This window comes from Flagellimonas myxillae (genome assembly GCF_023502235.1).
Classification (GTDB): domain Bacteria; phylum Bacteroidota; class Bacteroidia; order Flavobacteriales; family Flavobacteriaceae; genus Flagellimonas; species Flagellimonas myxillae.
Genome location: NZ_JAMFLY010000002.1, coordinates 856,784 through 872,008 on the forward strand (window position 1 = coordinate 856,784; position 15,225 = coordinate 872,008).

14 protein-coding genes are annotated in these 15,225 nt (G+C 43.8%); 3 read left to right on the plus strand and 11 right to left on the minus strand.

Annotated features, from left to right (window positions below):
- Nucleotides 1-111: 111 nt before the first annotated feature.
- The 4 genes from tsf to rplM form a co-directional block, all read right to left on the minus strand.
- On the minus strand, nt 112-936 hold the full coding sequence (gene tsf, locus M3P07_RS12265; protein ID WP_249970203.1) for a translation elongation factor Ts: 825 nt from the start codon (nt 934-936) through the stop codon (nt 112-114).
- 75 nt (nt 937-1,011) lie between these two features.
- Entirely contained in the window at nt 1,012-2,148 is a 1,137-nt protein-coding gene (rpsB, locus tag M3P07_RS12270) for a 30S ribosomal protein S2 (RefSeq protein WP_249970204.1), read from the minus strand.
- A gap of 207 nt (nt 2,149-2,355) precedes the next feature.
- Nucleotides 2,356-2,742 carry a 30S ribosomal protein S9 gene (gene rpsI / locus M3P07_RS12275; protein ID WP_249970205.1) on the minus strand — a complete coding sequence of 129 codons (387 nt, stop codon included), beginning with the start codon at nt 2,740-2,742 and terminating at the stop codon, nt 2,356-2,358.
- Nucleotides 2,742-3,197, minus strand: a complete 456-nt coding sequence (gene rplM, locus M3P07_RS12280) for a 50S ribosomal protein L13 (protein WP_249970206.1) — start codon at nt 3,195-3,197, stop codon at nt 2,742-2,744. Before rplM ends, rpsI begins: the two co-directional genes overlap by 1 nt.
- Nucleotides 3,198-3,443: 246 nt before the next feature.
- On the opposite strand from rplM, the gene M3P07_RS12285 reads away from it, so the two are divergent.
- Entirely contained in the window at nt 3,444-6,095 is a 2,652-nt protein-coding gene (locus M3P07_RS12285; RefSeq protein WP_249970207.1) for a DUF5916 domain-containing protein, read from the plus strand.
- A 74-nt stretch (nt 6,096-6,169) separates the two neighbouring features.
- Nucleotides 6,170-6,835, plus strand: coding sequence for a lipocalin family protein (locus M3P07_RS12290; RefSeq protein WP_249970208.1), 666 nt, complete (start codon nt 6,170-6,172; stop codon nt 6,833-6,835).
- 17 nt (nt 6,836-6,852) lie between these two features.
- Here the strand turns inward: M3P07_RS12290 and M3P07_RS12295 are convergent, their stop codons facing one another.
- The 5 genes from M3P07_RS12295 to hppD all read right to left on the minus strand — a co-directional run bounded on the left by M3P07_RS12295 (nt 6,853) and on the right by hppD (nt 12,599).
- Complete coding sequence (locus tag M3P07_RS12295; protein ID WP_249970209.1) at nt 6,853-7,959, minus strand: pyridoxal phosphate-dependent aminotransferase; 1,107 nt, start codon at nt 7,957-7,959, stop codon at nt 6,853-6,855.
- On the minus strand, nt 7,956-8,867 hold the full coding sequence (locus tag M3P07_RS12300; RefSeq protein WP_249970210.1) for a flavin reductase family protein: 912 nt from the start codon (nt 8,865-8,867) through the stop codon (nt 7,956-7,958). Before M3P07_RS12300 ends, M3P07_RS12295 begins: the two co-directional genes overlap by 4 nt.
- 30 nt (nt 8,868-8,897) lie before the next feature.
- Complete coding sequence (gene fahA / locus M3P07_RS12305; protein WP_249970211.1) at nt 8,898-10,118, minus strand: fumarylacetoacetase; 1,221 nt, start codon at nt 10,116-10,118, stop codon at nt 8,898-8,900.
- Nucleotides 10,119-10,211: 93 nt separating this feature from the next.
- Complete coding sequence (locus M3P07_RS12310) at nt 10,212-11,369, minus strand: homogentisate 1,2-dioxygenase (RefSeq protein ID WP_249970212.1); 1,158 nt, start codon at nt 11,367-11,369, stop codon at nt 10,212-10,214.
- Between the two features lie 96 nt (nt 11,370-11,465).
- Entirely contained in the window at nt 11,466-12,599 is a 1,134-nt protein-coding gene (gene hppD / locus M3P07_RS12315) for a 4-hydroxyphenylpyruvate dioxygenase (protein WP_249970213.1), read from the minus strand.
- Between the two features lie 189 nt (nt 12,600-12,788).
- Here hppD and M3P07_RS12320 point away from each other — a divergent pair, with 189 nt between their 5' ends.
- Nucleotides 12,789-13,241, plus strand: coding sequence for a MarR family winged helix-turn-helix transcriptional regulator (locus tag M3P07_RS12320; RefSeq protein ID WP_249970214.1), 453 nt, complete (start codon nt 12,789-12,791; stop codon nt 13,239-13,241).
- Between the two features lie 35 nt (nt 13,242-13,276).
- On the opposite strand, the gene M3P07_RS12325 is transcribed toward M3P07_RS12320, so the two are convergent.
- Both M3P07_RS12325 and M3P07_RS12330 read right to left on the minus strand, forming a co-directional pair.
- Entirely contained in the window at nt 13,277-13,645 is a 369-nt protein-coding gene (locus M3P07_RS12325) for a nuclear transport factor 2 family protein (RefSeq protein WP_249970215.1), read from the minus strand.
- A gap of 42 nt (nt 13,646-13,687) precedes the next feature.
- Nucleotides 13,688-15,220: an arylsulfatase gene (locus tag M3P07_RS12330; RefSeq protein WP_249970216.1), complete on the minus strand. Its 1,533-nt coding sequence runs from the start codon at nt 15,218-15,220 to the stop codon at nt 13,688-13,690.
- Between the last annotated feature and the right edge of the window lie 5 nt (nt 15,221-15,225).

The window sequence follows — 15,225 nt, forward strand, 5'->3', positions numbered from 1 at the left end:
ATAATCAAAAATATTTATGGGTTGCCAAGAAGAAATGGTGTGTGGCAACAAAATTTTGAGCACAAAAAAACCGCTCAATTGAGCGGTTTTTTTAATTGTTTTGTGCTGGGGTTATCCCAAAGCAACACGTTGGAAACCTGTTACTTCCAATGAAGAATCCACAGATTTTACGTATTGGTCAACACTTTGCTTACTGTCCTTGATGAAGGCTTGGTTAACCAAAGTATTGTCTTTGAAGAATCGCTTTAGTTTTCCTTTGGCGATGTTTTCCAACATGGCTTCAGGCTTCCCTTCTTGACGCAATTGGTCTTTGGCGATTTCAATTTCTTTGTCAATAACAGATTGGTCCACACCTTCTTCGTTCAAGGCAACAGGATTCATTGCAGCAGCTTGCATGGCAACGTCCTTGGCAGCTTCAGCGGCACCGTCCACGGATGCGGACAAACCAACCAAAGTGGCAATTTTGTTACCTGCATGGATATAAGAACCAACGAAAGGAGCATCCAACTTTTCAAAGCTACCGATCTCAATTTTCTCACCAATTACACCGGTTTGTTCGGTCAACTTTTCAGCTACGGTCATTCCGTTGTAAGGAGCTGCAAGGAAAGCGTCCTTGTTGTCGAAGCCAAGGGCAACGTCTGCCAAGCTATTGGCAAGCGTGATAAAACTTTCATTCTTGGCCACGAAATCGGTCTCACAGTTCAAGGAGATGATCACCCCAGTTGAATTGTCATCATTCACTTTGGCGATGGCAGCACCTTCAGAGGAATCCCTGTCGGCTCTTTTAGCAGCTACTTTCTGTCCTTTTTTACGAAGGATCTCAATTGCTTTGTCAAAATCACCATCAGCCTCAACCAAAGCATTTTTACAATCCATCATTCCTGCTCCGGTGGCCTTTCTTAATTTATTTACTTCTGCGGCGGTAATCTTTGCCATTTTCTTTTTTATTTAAAATTTATGTAAAGTAAAACACTATGTACGCCTGATTTTGGCGCAAGATTAAATGAATGGTTACTCAACGCCTCCTTTGGCGTTATCCTGCCATTCCTTTAATTCATCCCATTTTCCATCGGCAGCCAATTGGGCTTGTTTTGGCCAAGAAGTTGGGTCCAAATGGGCCATTCTTGAGCTTGCCTCGGTAAGGATTTCCTTGATTTTTTCAGGATCGGCCTTTGCCAATTTTGCAAATGTGTCTATTCCACTGTTCACAAGGGCTTCAGCAGCTTTGGGTCCTGCACCTTCAATTTTCGTCAGGTCATCGGCCTTATCGCTTTTTACCTTCTTGGCTTTTGGCTCTTCTTTGGGTTCCGCAGCTTTTTCTTCCTTAGCTTCAGCTACGGGAGCTTCTTTTACTTCTTCTTTTGCAGGAGTTTTTTCCTCAACAACAGGAGCTTCAGCTTTTACTGGAGCAGCTGCTTCGGCGGCTGGGGCTTCTGCTTTTTCTTCTTGTTTGTCATTCTTGCGTTCTGCCAAACCTTCGGCAACCGCTTCGGTTACTCGTCCCATAATAACTTCGATGGATTTACCAGCGTCATCATTAGCAGGGATTACGAAATCGATGGGCCTTGGGTCGGAGTTGGTATCCACCATAGCAAAAATGGGGATGTTCAACTTTTGGGCTTCTTTTACCGCAATGTGCTCCCTCATTGTATCTACAATAAAGATGGCACCTGGAAGACGGGTCATATCAGCAATGGAGCCCAAGTTCTTCTCCAATTTGGCTCTCAAACGATCAACTTGCAATCTTTCCTTTTTGGATAGAGTGTTGAAGGTACCGTCCTTTTTCATCCTATCGATAGCGGCCATCTTCTTAACGGCCTTACGGATAGTTACAAAGTTGGTCAACATACCACCTGGCCATCTTTCGGTGATGTAGGGCATGTTGATTTTGGATACTTTGTCCGCGACAATATCCTTAGCTTGTTTTTTTGTGGCTACAAAAAGAATTTTTCTACCAGAAGCGGCAATTTTCTTAAGGGCCTCGTTGGCCTCATCCAGTTTTGCAACTGTTTTGTAGAGATTGATTACGTGAATCCCGTTACGCTCCATATAGATGTAAGGAGACATGTTTGGGTTCCACTTTCTGGTTAGGTGTCCAAAATGCACACCTGCTTCCAATAAGTCTTTAACTTCGACGTTACTTGCCATTTTTTGTACTTAGTTTACGTTCCGTTGTAGTAGCAATGAATTGGTGGTTGCTTAAGGCGCGCCCAATCCATTTAGATGCTAAACTAAATTCCAAAAAGTTCGTTTTTTCCTTTTTGGAACAACGACAACTTGGTTAAAAATATAACCCTGAAATACATCAGGGTTTTCAATGAACTTATAAAATAGCGCAATAATGCGCTGAAAATCCTAACGCTTGGAGAACTGGAATTTTTTACGGGCTTTCTTCTGACCGAATTTCTTTCTTTCCACCATTCTTGGATCCCTGGTCAATAGACCTTCAGGCTTAAGAACGGTTCTGTTCTCCTCATTTATTTCACACAATGCCCTGGACAAAGCCAAACGAACGGCTTCTGCTTGCCCAGTGATTCCGCCACCGTAAACATTTACTTTAACATCGTAAGTGTCTTCGGTCTCGGTCAAGGCAAAAGGTTGCTTTACCTTGTATTGCAATGGAGCAGTTGTAAAGTAGTCCTTTAAGTCTTTTTTGTTAATGGTGATGTTTCCTTTTCCTTCAGAAACATATACTCTTGCTACAGCAGTTTTTCTTCTGCCAATCTTATGAACCACTTCCATTATTTGTAGTCGTTTAAGTTTATCGCTTTTGGTTTCTGGGCCTCATGTTCGTGCTCAGGTCCTGCATAGACTTTTAGGTTTCTAAACAAGTCGGCACCCAGTCTGTTCTTGGGAAGCATTCCCTTAACAGATTTTTCAATAATTTTTTCAGGCTGTTTTTCCAACAATTCTTGTGCAGTAGTGGAACGCTGACCTCCTGGATATCCAGTATACCTTTGGTATTCCTTGTCAGTCCATTTGTTTCCGCTCAAGTTGATTTTTTCAGCGTTGATCACAACAACATTATCACCACAGTCAACATGGGGGGTAAAATTTGTCTTGTGTTTTCCCCTTAGCAACTTGGCTACCTTAGATGCCAATCTACCTAATGTCTCTCCTTCAGCATCAACCAATAACCATTGTTTGTCAACGGTCGATTTATTGGCAGAAATAGTCTTATAACTTAATGTGTCCACTTCTAGAATATTATTGATTTAAAAACCTATCCCGAATAACGGGCTGCAAATGTACAATTATTAGATTGAATTACAAATGGTTGATTGGGAATATTTTTGACTTTTTCCCGAAGCAACCCAAATAATCCGAACAAGCTGCAAAACTATGCTATAATTCTGTTAAAATGGGAATAAAAATCGGGGTAGGTGTAACTGTTGCCAATTTGTTAGGTCTTTAAGGCAACCATCAACCTAAAAACGAACAAAGTGCCAAGACTAATCATCTTATTTCCGCTACTCTTATTGTACGTTGGCCTAAACGCCCAGGATTCAACTACCACTGTTCCCAAGAAAGTTTATGTAACCGCCTCCATTGGTCAACAAGAACCCCCTGCAATCGATGGGCTACTGAACGACCCGGTCTGGGACCTGGTGGAATGGGCAGGCGATTTCATTGAATTCCAACCAGACGAGAATACGGCTCCAAGTCAGCAAACCAAATTTAAGATCGTTTACGACAACAAAAACCTATATATAGGTGTTCGATGTTATGATTCTGAACCGGATAAAATTGTGAAACGCTTGTCCCGTAGGGATGGGTTTGAAGGGGATTTTGTGGAATTCAATATTGATAGTTATCACGATAAAAGAACCGCATTCTCGTTTACGGCCACCGTAGCTGGGGTCAAGGGGGATGAATTTGTTTCCAACAACGGAACCAATTGGGATGAAAGCTGGAATCCCATCTGGTACACCAAAAGCAATGTGGATGAAGAAGGTTGGACGGTGGAGTTCAAAATACCGCTGAGCCAATTAAAATTTGGGTCGGCAGCAAACCAGGTATGGGGATTGCAGGCAACGCGTCGGATTTTTAGGGATGAGGAACGTTCGGTTTGGCAACGCAAGCCAGTGGACCAACCCGGTTGGGTAAGCGAGTTTGGGGAGCTTCATGGTCTAAAGAACATTGAGCCCCAAAAGCAATTGGAAATACAACCCTATACGGTTACCAGTGGAGAAACCTATGAGGCCGAGGAGAACAATCCGTTTAGGGATGGCAATGAAAGCGATTTTACCGTGGGTCTGGATGCTAAAATTGGTATAACGAACGATCTCACGATGGACTTGACCGTGAATCCAGATTTTGGACAAGTCGAAGCAGATCCATCCGCTATTGCCTTGGATGGCTTTCAAATCTTTTTTAGGGAGCAAAGACCCTTTTTTGTGGAAAACAAGAATATCTTCGATTTTAGATTGTCGGAGTCCGAGGCCGGGAATACTTTCGGGTTCGACAATCTGTTTTATTCCCGCAGAATTGGTAGAAGCCCCCAAGGCTCTGTAAGTGCGGGTGACAATGAATTTGTGGATCAACCCGATAATACCCCTATTGTTGGTGCGGCTAAGTTTAGTGGGAAGACCAAGGATGGATGGGCTATTGGAGTGTTGGAAAGTGTTACCGCAAAGAGATATGCAGCCATTAGAAATGAGAATGGTGAAGAACGTAGGGAAATGGTAGAACCTTTGACCAATTATTTTGTGGGTCGACTCCAGAAGGATTTTAATGATAGAAACTCCTACATCGGTGGAATTTTTACGGCCACCAACCGGGATAATCTAACCCAGGCCTTGGATTTTTTGCATAAATCAGCATTCACAGGGGGACTGGATTTTAAGCACCAATGGAACAACAGGGATTGGTATGTGGAGGGCAATCTCATTTTTAGCAATGTTAAAGGGAGTGCCGAAGCCATTCAAAACACCCAGGAATCCATCACGCATTTGTTCCAAAGAGTGGGGGCGGATCATGTAGCAGTGGATGAAAACAGGACTTCCCTAACAGGTACGGGGGGCAACATCCAAATTGGAAAGGTGGGAAACGGGCATTGGAAATTTGAATCTGGAGGAACCTGGCGATCTCCAGAGCTCGAGTTGAACGACCTAGGCTTTCAGCGATTGTCCGATGACATTAGACATTATACTTGGGTAGGCTACCAAACCTTAAAACCGGATAATACGTTCAGAAGGGTCGGGATCAATTACAATCATTGGACCGCTTGGGATTTTGGCGGAAACCATAACTATCTACAGTTCAATACCAACAGTTGGCAAAACTGGAAAAACAATTGGTTTACCAACTTGGGCATTAATTATGCCCTAGTGGATTACGATAATTTTGCGCTACGCGGAGGCCCCAGATTACGACAGTCCCCTTGGTTGAGCTTTTGGAACAGTATAAATACGGACAACAGAAAAAAACTTCGATTTAGCGCCTTCCAAAATGGAAGAAGGGCGGTGGATAATTCTTTCAGTTTTTATTCCATCGAGGCTGGATTTACCTACCAACCCGTGAATGCCTTGAGAATTTCGGCTTTTCCTTCACTTACCCTCAACCAAAACAAGCTTCAGTTCATAGATAATTTTGATGATATCAATGGTTCCGTTAGGTACCTCAATGGAGAGATTGATCAACGTACTTTGAGCATGTCATTTAGGTTGAACTACACGATAAATCCGAATTTGACCGTACAGTATTGGGGACAGCCCTTTATTTCCCGAGGACGTTATTCCAATTTCAAACATATTAATACGCCGAGCGCCAAGGTTTTTGAAGACCGGTTTATTTCCTACAACCAGAATCACCTGAGCTTCTCGGAAGATACCTTTTCTGTGGATGACGATTTGGACGGTGACGTTGATTTTACTTTTGATGACCCTGATTTCTCCTTTGTCCAATTTCGTTCCAATTTGGTGGTGCGATGGGAGTACATACCAGGTTCTGAGATTTTCCTGGTCTGGTCCCAAGACGTGTCACAATCCGGAGATCCAACAGCCGGATTGTTGCCCAGTTTAGGAGACAATATTTTTGGGCAGAAACCACAAAACATTTTTTTGTTGAAGGCGACCTATAGGTTTGTGCTCTGATTCACAGCGACTTTTCAGTACTAATCGTAGGGATTTTGCGTTATCTGAAATGTAAACCCCACAAACTAATTACGATGAAAAGAACTTACCTATTGCTTTTCTTGGCATTTGCATTCGTTTTTTCATGTACTGTAGAAAGTACCGATGATACAGATTTAGACCCAAATATGGAGCAAGGTTCGGACGATGATTCAGAGGATGGTTCCGACGAGGATGACTCCTCAGATGACTCCGATGATGCCGATAACGAAGATGATGATGCTCAAGATGGGGAAGAAGGTGAAAACGATGATGAGGACGGTGTGGTCTCTTATGATAACCTTATAGGGGAATGGCTGTTGTCCGATTTACGGTTTGATGAAACCCTGAATGATGATCAATTAAATTTTGCCAAACAAATTCTCGAATACCTCACGGAAAATGAGTGCAATCTTATCACCATGACTTTTGATGACGATGGCACCTCGGTTTCAAATAGTAAAATGAACCATTTGTCCATCAACGTTGGCGTGGGAGGATTGGAAATCCCATGTCCAGCAGAAAGTGATGAGGAATCCACAACTTGGAGTTTGGAGGATGATCAACTTACCCTAACGGACGAAGAAATGGAAGAACGGACCATTACCATTGTCATGGAAGGTGATAACACCCTAATCATTGATGGAGCTGAAGTGGACGAAAACAATTATGATGGCGCTGAGGCGGTCTTCACAAGGGTTGAGGAAGAGGTAGAGGAATAAAATTCAAAAACCGTTGTTTAAACCTGTTTTTGTAGTAGCTGTAGTGCTTCTACCAAGGCTTCATTGGCTTCTGCACCACCGATTGTGATCCGTACTTTTCCCGGTGCGCCAAATTGGGACACAGGTCGAACCATGATGCCTTGTTCCATCAATAGCTCCGTAAATTCCAGTTCAGGTAACGGAGGGTCTATCAGAAAAAAGTTGGCTTGGGTAGGCCAGTAGGTTATTCCCAAACGGTCAAACGCCTGGGAAAGAAACTCACGACCTTCGTGAACCGTCCGTACTGTTTTTTGGATAAATTCTGCGTCTTCCAAGGCGCCCATCCCTGCTTCAAGAGACGTGATGGGAAGAAGAAATGGTTTGTGGATCTGTCTCAGGTAGGTCGCAATTTTTTCCGTGGTATACCCATAACCGATGCGTTGTCCGGCCAAGCCATAGGTTTTGGAAAAACTATTGATTCCGATGAGGTTGTGGCCAGCCTTGACATAAGGTAGCGCAGTTACATAATCCGGGGCATCCGCAAAATGTCGGTACACTTCGTCAAAAACCACCAATACATCTTTGGGAATTTGATGTAGAAAATCATCCAGTACAGATTTTGGGATATGGGTTCCAGTAGGATTGTTGGGGCTTGTCAAAAAAATAATTTTTGTCTTGGCCGTAATTGCTTTTAAAATGCCTTCCCGATCCAAGGAATAGTCGGGTTCCAACAATGGGATATCTACCTGTACGGCCCCATACCATCTGGAAAAAACAGCGTAGGGTAGAAAACAGGGATTGGAAAAGATAACTTCATCCCCCTCGTTGATAAACGCCCTTAAAATCATATCGATGACCTCGGAACCGCTGTTACCGCAAATAAATTGGTCTTCATCCAATTGGCCGTCAAAATCCCTGACTAGGGCCTTACGCAATCGAATATCGGTCTGATCAGGGTATATATGCACGTTTTGTGCGGCTTTTATCAATGCCTCGGTTGCTTTGGGGGATTGACCCAAGGGATTTTCGTTGGACGAAAGTTTGTAAATTTTCTTTCCAGTACTTGCTGGGATGCCCTTGCCTCCTTCATAGGCTTTTTTGGGCTGCAAATACGGTTTGAAATTGGACTCGATTCCCTTGCTCATTCCCCTACTTTTTCAGCATACATTAGAACCGCCAAGGCCTTTTCGGATTGCTGTTCTTCTAGAATGCGCTGGGCCAGCCAATGCAGTTCTTTTTTCAGCTTTGACGGATTTCCGTTCAATTTTTTCTGCATCATCCTAATTTCATCCTCCTGGGAAACAGCATTGATTTCGTCTGCGGAAGATAATTTCTCCAAATTTCCCAATCTCCCCAAGTTGTTGCCCGTTAAAACCGGGCTATGTCGTATGCCCGAGGGCAATCCGTCCACACCCATACCCTTGGTCCGGATAGGTTTGGGGATTTCAAAAAGGGATTCACCAGTTGCCCTGGTATACCAACTTCCTCCCATTCGGCCGACCAAATCCAATTTTAAGGGATCCAATTTTCCATTTTCATCCAAAAATTGTTTTTGAATATGAATTAATTCCACCTTGGCGATGATTAAATTTCCACCTCCGGGAGAATCGGCCAATTCAATGATTTGATCTATGGAACATTCGAACGAAACCGGAGATTCGGCAACCCTTGGAGGCTTCACCTTTTCACTGGGAACCTGGGTCAATCCGGATTTAATAAACTCGTTTATCCCTCTATCATAAGCGGTGCTGGATAAGGACATTTGCTCGACCATAGGAAAATCTACAATGTTGATCACGGCTTCTGGAACCTCCTTTACATTTTGATGGGAGTGTTTGGGTACCCCCTCCCGACCCCTAGCCGGGGAAAATATCATTATTGGTGGATTGGAACTGAATACATTGAAAAAGCTGAAAGGGGATAGGTTCACGTTTCCTTTGGAATCAACAGTGCTCACAAAACCGATGGGTCTTGGAGCTACCGCTGTAAGCAGATAGGAGTGCAGCTCTGGTTGTGATATGGAGTTGGGATCAATGGTCTTTATGCTCGACATGGGTTGGATTTATATGGTACTAAGATAAATCTATTTTGCCGGAAGCACCTTGGTGGTAACCTCTCCAAAACCGACACGAATACCATCCTTTTCGGCATGTCCTCGCATAATTACGGTATCCCCGTCCTGTATGAACTTCCGTTCAGTGCCATCCTTCATTTGAAGGGGTTTGGTGCCCATCCAGGCCAATTCCAACATAGATCCATAGGAGTTCTCATCTTTTCCAGAGATTGTCCCAGAACCATACAGATCCCCCACATTGATGTTGCAACCGTTAACGGTATGGTGCGCCAATTGCTGGGCCATGTTCCAGTACATGTATTGGTAATTGGAGTTGCAAATGGTCTGTGCTGCTGCTCCATCAGGTTGCAGGGCAACTTCCAACTGGATGTCGTAGTTTTTATCGCCTTCAAATTCCAGATAGGGGTGCACCTTTGGTTCCTGAACAGGTCCGGCAACCCTAAAGGGTTCCAAGGCTTCAAGGGTAACGACCCATGGCGAAATGGATGAAGCAAAGTTCTTGGCCAGGAAAGGCCCCAGGGGAACGTACTCCCATTTTTGGATGTCCCTCGCCGACCAATCGTTGAAAAGTACCATACCAAAAATGTGGTCCTCGGCCTCTGTGGTGGAAACCGTTTCTCCCAACGCAGTATTTTTTCCGGTAATAAATGCCATTTCAAGTTCGAAATCCAAGCGTGCGGAAGCTTGGAATACAGGAGTAGTGGCATCTTTGGGCAATATTTGACCCTTGGGTCTGTGGATAGGTTCGCCACTTAAAATTATGGAAGAAGCCCTCCCATGGTATCCCACGGGAATGTGCTTCCAATTGGGTAATAGCGCATTTTCTGGGTCGCGAAACATTTTCCCCACATTGGTGGCATGCTCAATACTGGAATAGAAATCCGTATAATCGCCTATTGAGACAGGCATGTGCATTTGCGCTTCGGATTGTAAGACAAAAAGCTCGGGTTTACCGGCTAAAATTGAACCTTCATCTTTTAGCCAATGTTGAATATCAATCCTAACTTTTTTGGTAATGGATTTTCCCAAAGCGATGAAATCGTTCAGGGTATCTTTTTCCAGTACGGCGGAGTTAAAATCGAAAACATCCAATTCGGCCAATGCAGCGAGATCCAAAATATGTTCGCCTACGGCGATTCCAGCTCGTGGACTTCTATATTCGGTTGAAAAAATCCCAAACGGGAGGTTGTGTATTGAAAAATCTGAATTTTCAGGTATGTTAATTATCATTTTTCTAGATATTGATTTGAGACATTAGATGTTAGAGGAGTTTGTTGAATCAGAAAAAACACTCAAATCTAAATTCTAACGTCTAACTTCTTATTACTCAACCCAAGATTTATAATAAGTTCCATCATCAATCTTAAGTGCATTTTCCGTGACTTGAAGGGGTTTGAACGTATCGATCATAACCGCGAGCTCTTCGGTGCCCTTTTTGCCTATACTGGCCTCGTAGGTTCCCGGGTGGGGGCCATGGGGAATTCCAGCTGGGTGTAGGGAAATGTATCCGGGTCCAATTCCAGTTCGACTCATAAAATCCCCATCCACATAATAGAGCACTTCATCAGAATCGATATTGGAGTGGTTGTAGGGTGCGGGTATGGCTTTCGGATGATAGTCGTACAATCTTGGACAGAAAGAGCAGATCACAAAAGCATTGGTCTCAAAGGTCTGGTGCACTGGCGGTGGTTGATGCACGCGACCGGTAATGGGTTCAAAATTGTGAATGGAAAACCCATAGGGGAAGTTATACCCATCCCAACCTACGACATCGAAAGGGTGTGTAGCATAAACCAAACTATGTAGCATGCCCTGTTTTTTTATCTTGAGAACAAACTCGCCTTTTTCATCAAAAGTCTCTAAGTCTTGGGGGAGTTTGTAGTCCCGTTCACAAAATGGGGAATGCTCCAAGAGTTGTCCAAACCAGTTTCGATACCTTTTTGGGGTATAAATGGGATGGAAGGATTCTGCATATAGAATGCGATTATCCTCAGTGTCAAATTCTATTTGGTAGATCATCCCTCTTGGAATAATGAGGTAATCCCCATATTCGAAAGGAATATTCCCCAAAAAGGTACGCAAGGTGCCTGTTCCTTTGTGGATAAACAGCATTTCATCCGCATCAGAATTCTTATAAAAGTAAGATGTCAAGGATTGTTTAGGTGCTGCAAGTCCAATGTGGACATCGTTGTTGACCAACAAGGGTTCGCGCGCTTCCAAAAAATCGTTTTTGGGCTTTACGTCAAACCCGATGAGTTTTCGGGAAGCAATGTTTTTGGCCACTGCAATTTTGGGATTCACATCCACGGCTTCACCTATAGCCGCGACCTGGGTAGGCCGATGCTCGTGATAGATCAGGGAGGACATCCCGTCAAACCCTATGGTTCCAAACAATTGCTCGTAATAAAGGCTTCCGTCTGGTTTGGTAAACTGGGTATGCCTTTTCTGTGGAATTTTTCCAAGCTTGTGATATATCGGCATAGTTGCTGGTTTAGCGCTATGAGCTTAGAATTATGGGTTTACCGCACTGATCAAATTACAATACCGGTCAACCCACAATGCTATACTCCTAACTTGTTAATGTAAGGTTCCCCTAATTTCCTGTTCACGCTCAATGGCTTCGAACAGTGCCTTAAAGTTACCTTTTCCAAACGATTGTGCGCCCTTTCTTTGAATGATTTCAAAGAACATGGTAGGTCTGGGTTCCACCGGACGGGTAAAAATCTGAAGTAGGTAACCTTCATCGTCCCTATCTACCAAGATGCCCAGTTCCTTAAGTGGGGCAATGTCCTCATCAATTTTGCCAACACGGTCGGTAACAGCATCGTAGTAGGTATCAGGTACCCGAAGAAATTCAACCCCACGGCTTCTCAGTTGTTTTACAGTGGTAATGATATCATCCGTGGCCACAGCAATATGTTGTACCCCTTCACCTTCGTAAAAATCAAGGTATTCTTCTACCTGGGAACGCTTTTTGCCTTCGGCCGGTTCGTTGATCGGGAATTTGATACGGCCATTCCCGTTGCTCATCACCTTGCTCATCAAAGCGGTATATTCCGTGGAGATATCGTTGTCGTCAAAAGAAAGGATGTTCACAAAGCCCATTACTTTTTCGTAAAACTCCACCCAATAGTCCATTTTGTTCCAACCCACATTACCAACCATGTGATCCACAAATTTTAGCCCTGTCGGTTCTGGGTTATAGTCTGGGGTCTCCCATTTCTTGAATCCGGGCATAAAAGTACCGTGGTAATCTTTCCGCTCCACAAAAATATGGACGGTCTCGCCATAGGTATAAATACCAGAACGAACAATTTTGCCCGTTTTATCCTCTATTACTTCGGGTTCCAGATACGATTTGGCACCGCGCTCCACGGCTGTGTTGTGCGCATAGGTGGCATCATCCACCCAAAGGGCAACAACCTTGATACCGTCGCCATGCTGATCGATATGCCTTCCGATATCCGTTCCACTTTTTAATGGGGACGTAAGTACGAGTCGAATTTTGTCCTGGATCACCACATAGCTTTCACGATCTTTGAGTCCAGTTTCCAACCCGGCATAGGCGTAGGACTGAAATCCGAAGGCGGTTTTGTAAAAATGTGCGGCTTGTTTGGAGTTGCCCACGTAAAGTTCAATGTAATCGGTGCCATTTATTGGCATAAAATCCTGGGCTGTATCATGGATTTTAGGGATTGCGGTCGTTTCCATAGGTTCTATATTTTGATGTATATAATTAAAATTGTTGTTAATGCAACAAAAGTATAAATTTTGAATTGATTTTATGACCCTTGAAAAGATAATTTTTGTTAAAATTGGGTAGGGTTTCCCCCGACGGTGGAAAATGGATACATTAGTGTTTGGAATATCCATTGTTGTAAACAACAACTTGTATAGCAGATGCTCAATCAAATTGATGAAATATCCGGTATTGGACTTCATTTGGATTTGGTCCTTAGAAGGGTGCAGGATGCCTATCTAAAGAAGTTCGAGGAGTTGGGGGTGGATTTGACCATTGAACAATGGGTGATTCTCCATCGAATTTCAGAATTGGGCGCTACGGCTTCCCAACGCGAGATTGTACGTTCCAATTTTCGAAATCGGGCGACAACCTCACGGGTTATCGGAAAGTTGGAAAAAAAAGGGTGGATCAGTAAAACCCGGTTTGAAGGAGATCAAAAGCGCTACAAACTGGAACTCACCCGAAAGGGCAAGAAAGTCATCAAATTGGTGTTGCCCCATGCCGTCAATCTTCGTAAACTAGCCATCAGAGATTTAGAAAGCGAGGATTTTGAGGTGTTTTTAAAAGTTTTGGATCAAATAGGTTATAACTACTACGCCAACAAGGTTTAAAGGTATTGGTCCCAGATGCTATGCTAAGGATGTACCTACTCGGGTATTGAAAGTTTTCTGTCTTCTTTAATTTCCCCTTCAATATTATAGTAGGCCACAATTTTGTGGATAAGATTGTCCCGCACGTAGTGCCACTCCGTAACTTCCAGTGTAAAATCGGACTTTAGCGCAGTATACCGGATGCATACCTTGTCTTGATTCGATATCAGGTCGTGAATCTCAAAAGAGTGACCAAGAAATTTATCCTTGTTAGCCTCTACCAGGTCCAAATAAGCCTTTTTCCCTTGAATGGTTCCATAAGGACTGATATGGACAAAGTCTTCCGTAATGGGTAAATCCAAGAACTCCCCTGTTTCCCAAAGCCTGAACCATTCCCTTGCCAATTTTTCCGCCTGTTGGGCCATGCTAGCCTTACTTTGATGTTATTTTTTACTTCATTTCGGAGGTCAAAGGTCACCTAGCTCTTTAAACTTGAATCTGTCGTTCTCCGCTGGCTCGTGCTCCTGTTCCATAATTGCGGCAATTTTTTCCACAATTTCGGGGTGCTCATCGGCAAGATCGTTCATTTCCTCAAGGTCGGTTTCCAAATCGTAGAGCTCAATCTTCAGGTTGCCCTCAAATATGTTTTTTCGGACTGCCTTCCATTTTCCCATTCTAACTGCCTGTTGTCCCTTGTAACTTGGAAATTCCCAATACAGGAATTCGTGCTTTTTTTGTTCCTGCCCTAGAAGGGTGGGTTTAAAGCTAACCCCATCCGTATCCGAATAATCAACCCCGGCGATGTCGCAAAGGGTAGGGTAAACATCATAGAATACAGAGATATGGTCGGATTCGCTTCCTTGTTTAATATGCCCTGGCCAACTCGCCACAAACGGAACACGAATGCCCCCTTCGTATACATGGCCCTTGGTTCTGCCGGCACCGTTGGTGAAGGGTTTGGAGCTTTCGAAATAATCAAAATCCACCCCACCGGTATAGGTAGGGCCATTATCGCTACAGAATAGGATTAAAGTGTTTTCATAAATTCCGAGTTCCTTCAACTTGGCTATCAATTCACCAAGCTGTTGGTCCATATAGGTAATCATAGCCGCATAGCTCGCACGTGGATATTGGTTGGGAAAATAACCCTTGTTTCCCACATAGGGTGCTTCCTCCCCAAACTCTTCCCGATACGGCTCTGTATATTCTTTCGGAACCTGAAGGGGCAGATGCGGTAGAGGGGAAGCGTAATAAAGGAAGAAGGTACTGTCTTGGTTCTGCTCCATAAAGGACAGTGCTTTGTTGTGGATCAGTTCGGGAGCATATTCCGGTTGGTAAAATTGAGCGTAACTCTTTTCGTCCATCGGGTCTTCTGAATCGTCCAATCTGGCATGCGGTGCAATGAGTTCATTTTTTAAGTAAACCTTGGTCTCATTTTCCCATAAATGGCTTGGATACAGATTATGTGCCTGACGTTGACAATTATACCCATAGAAGGAATCAAACCCCTGTTTGGTAGGCACCCCTTCGGTATTTGGCGCACCCAAGCCCCACTTACCAAAAATGCCCGTTACATAGTCTGCTTCTTGAAGTTTTTTAGCAAGGGTGACCGTGTTTTCCGGAATGGGACGCTGCCCTTCCAAATTTGTGTTCGTAAATGCTTTCTTGTAGTCCCAAACCTCTCCACGTTCCCTCCATTCGTCATTGCCGCGAATGTAGGCATGACCGGCATGTTTTCCGGTCATCAAAATATACCGTGCCGGGGCACAAACCGGAGCTCCGGTATAATGTTGGGTGAATTTCATTCCTGCCTGTACCAGGGCGTCAATGTTCGGGGTTTTTATTTTTTCTTGCCCATAGGCACCTACTTCCCCATAACCCAGATCATCCGCCAAAAAGTAGATGATGTTGGGTTTTTTTTCGGGTTGTTGGGTTTCCGAACAAGAAACAAAGAACAAAATTGCCAGTAAAAGCAATGGGATCTGAAAAAGTTTTGACATGGTGA

Coding starts and splice junctions, on each gene's coding strand:
- tsf (WP_249970203.1), bottom strand. CDS start 936: ATGGCAAAGATTACCGCCGCAGAAGTAAATAAATTAAGAAAGGCCACC.
- rpsB (WP_249970204.1), bottom strand. CDS start 2,148: ATGGCAAGTAACGTCGAAGTTAAAGACTTATTGGAAGCAGGTGTGCAT.
- rpsI (WP_249970205.1), bottom strand. CDS start 2,742: ATGGAAGTGGTTCATAAGATTGGCAGAAGAAAAACTGCTGTAGCAAGA.
- M3P07_RS12290 (WP_249970208.1), top strand. CDS start 6,170: ATGAAAAGAACTTACCTATTGCTTTTCTTGGCATTTGCATTCGTTTTT.
- M3P07_RS12295 (WP_249970209.1), bottom strand. CDS start 7,959: ATGAGCAAGGGAATCGAGTCCAATTTCAAACCGTATTTGCAGCCCAAA.
- M3P07_RS12300 (WP_249970210.1), bottom strand. CDS start 8,867: ATGTCGAGCATAAAGACCATTGATCCCAACTCCATATCACAACCAGAG.
- fahA (WP_249970211.1), bottom strand. CDS start 10,118: ATGATAATTAACATACCTGAAAATTCAGATTTTTCAATACACAACCTC.
- M3P07_RS12310 (WP_249970212.1), bottom strand. CDS start 11,369: ATGCCGATATATCACAAGCTTGGAAAAATTCCACAGAAAAGGCATACC.
- hppD (WP_249970213.1), bottom strand. CDS start 12,599: ATGGAAACGACCGCAATCCCTAAAATCCATGATACAGCCCAGGATTTT.
- M3P07_RS12320 (WP_249970214.1), top strand. CDS start 12,789: ATGCTCAATCAAATTGATGAAATATCCGGTATTGGACTTCATTTGGAT.
- M3P07_RS12325 (WP_249970215.1), bottom strand. CDS start 13,645: ATGGCCCAACAGGCGGAAAAATTGGCAAGGGAATGGTTCAGGCTTTGG.
- M3P07_RS12330 (WP_249970216.1), bottom strand. CDS start 15,220: ATGTCAAAACTTTTTCAGATCCCATTGCTTTTACTGGCAATTTTGTTC.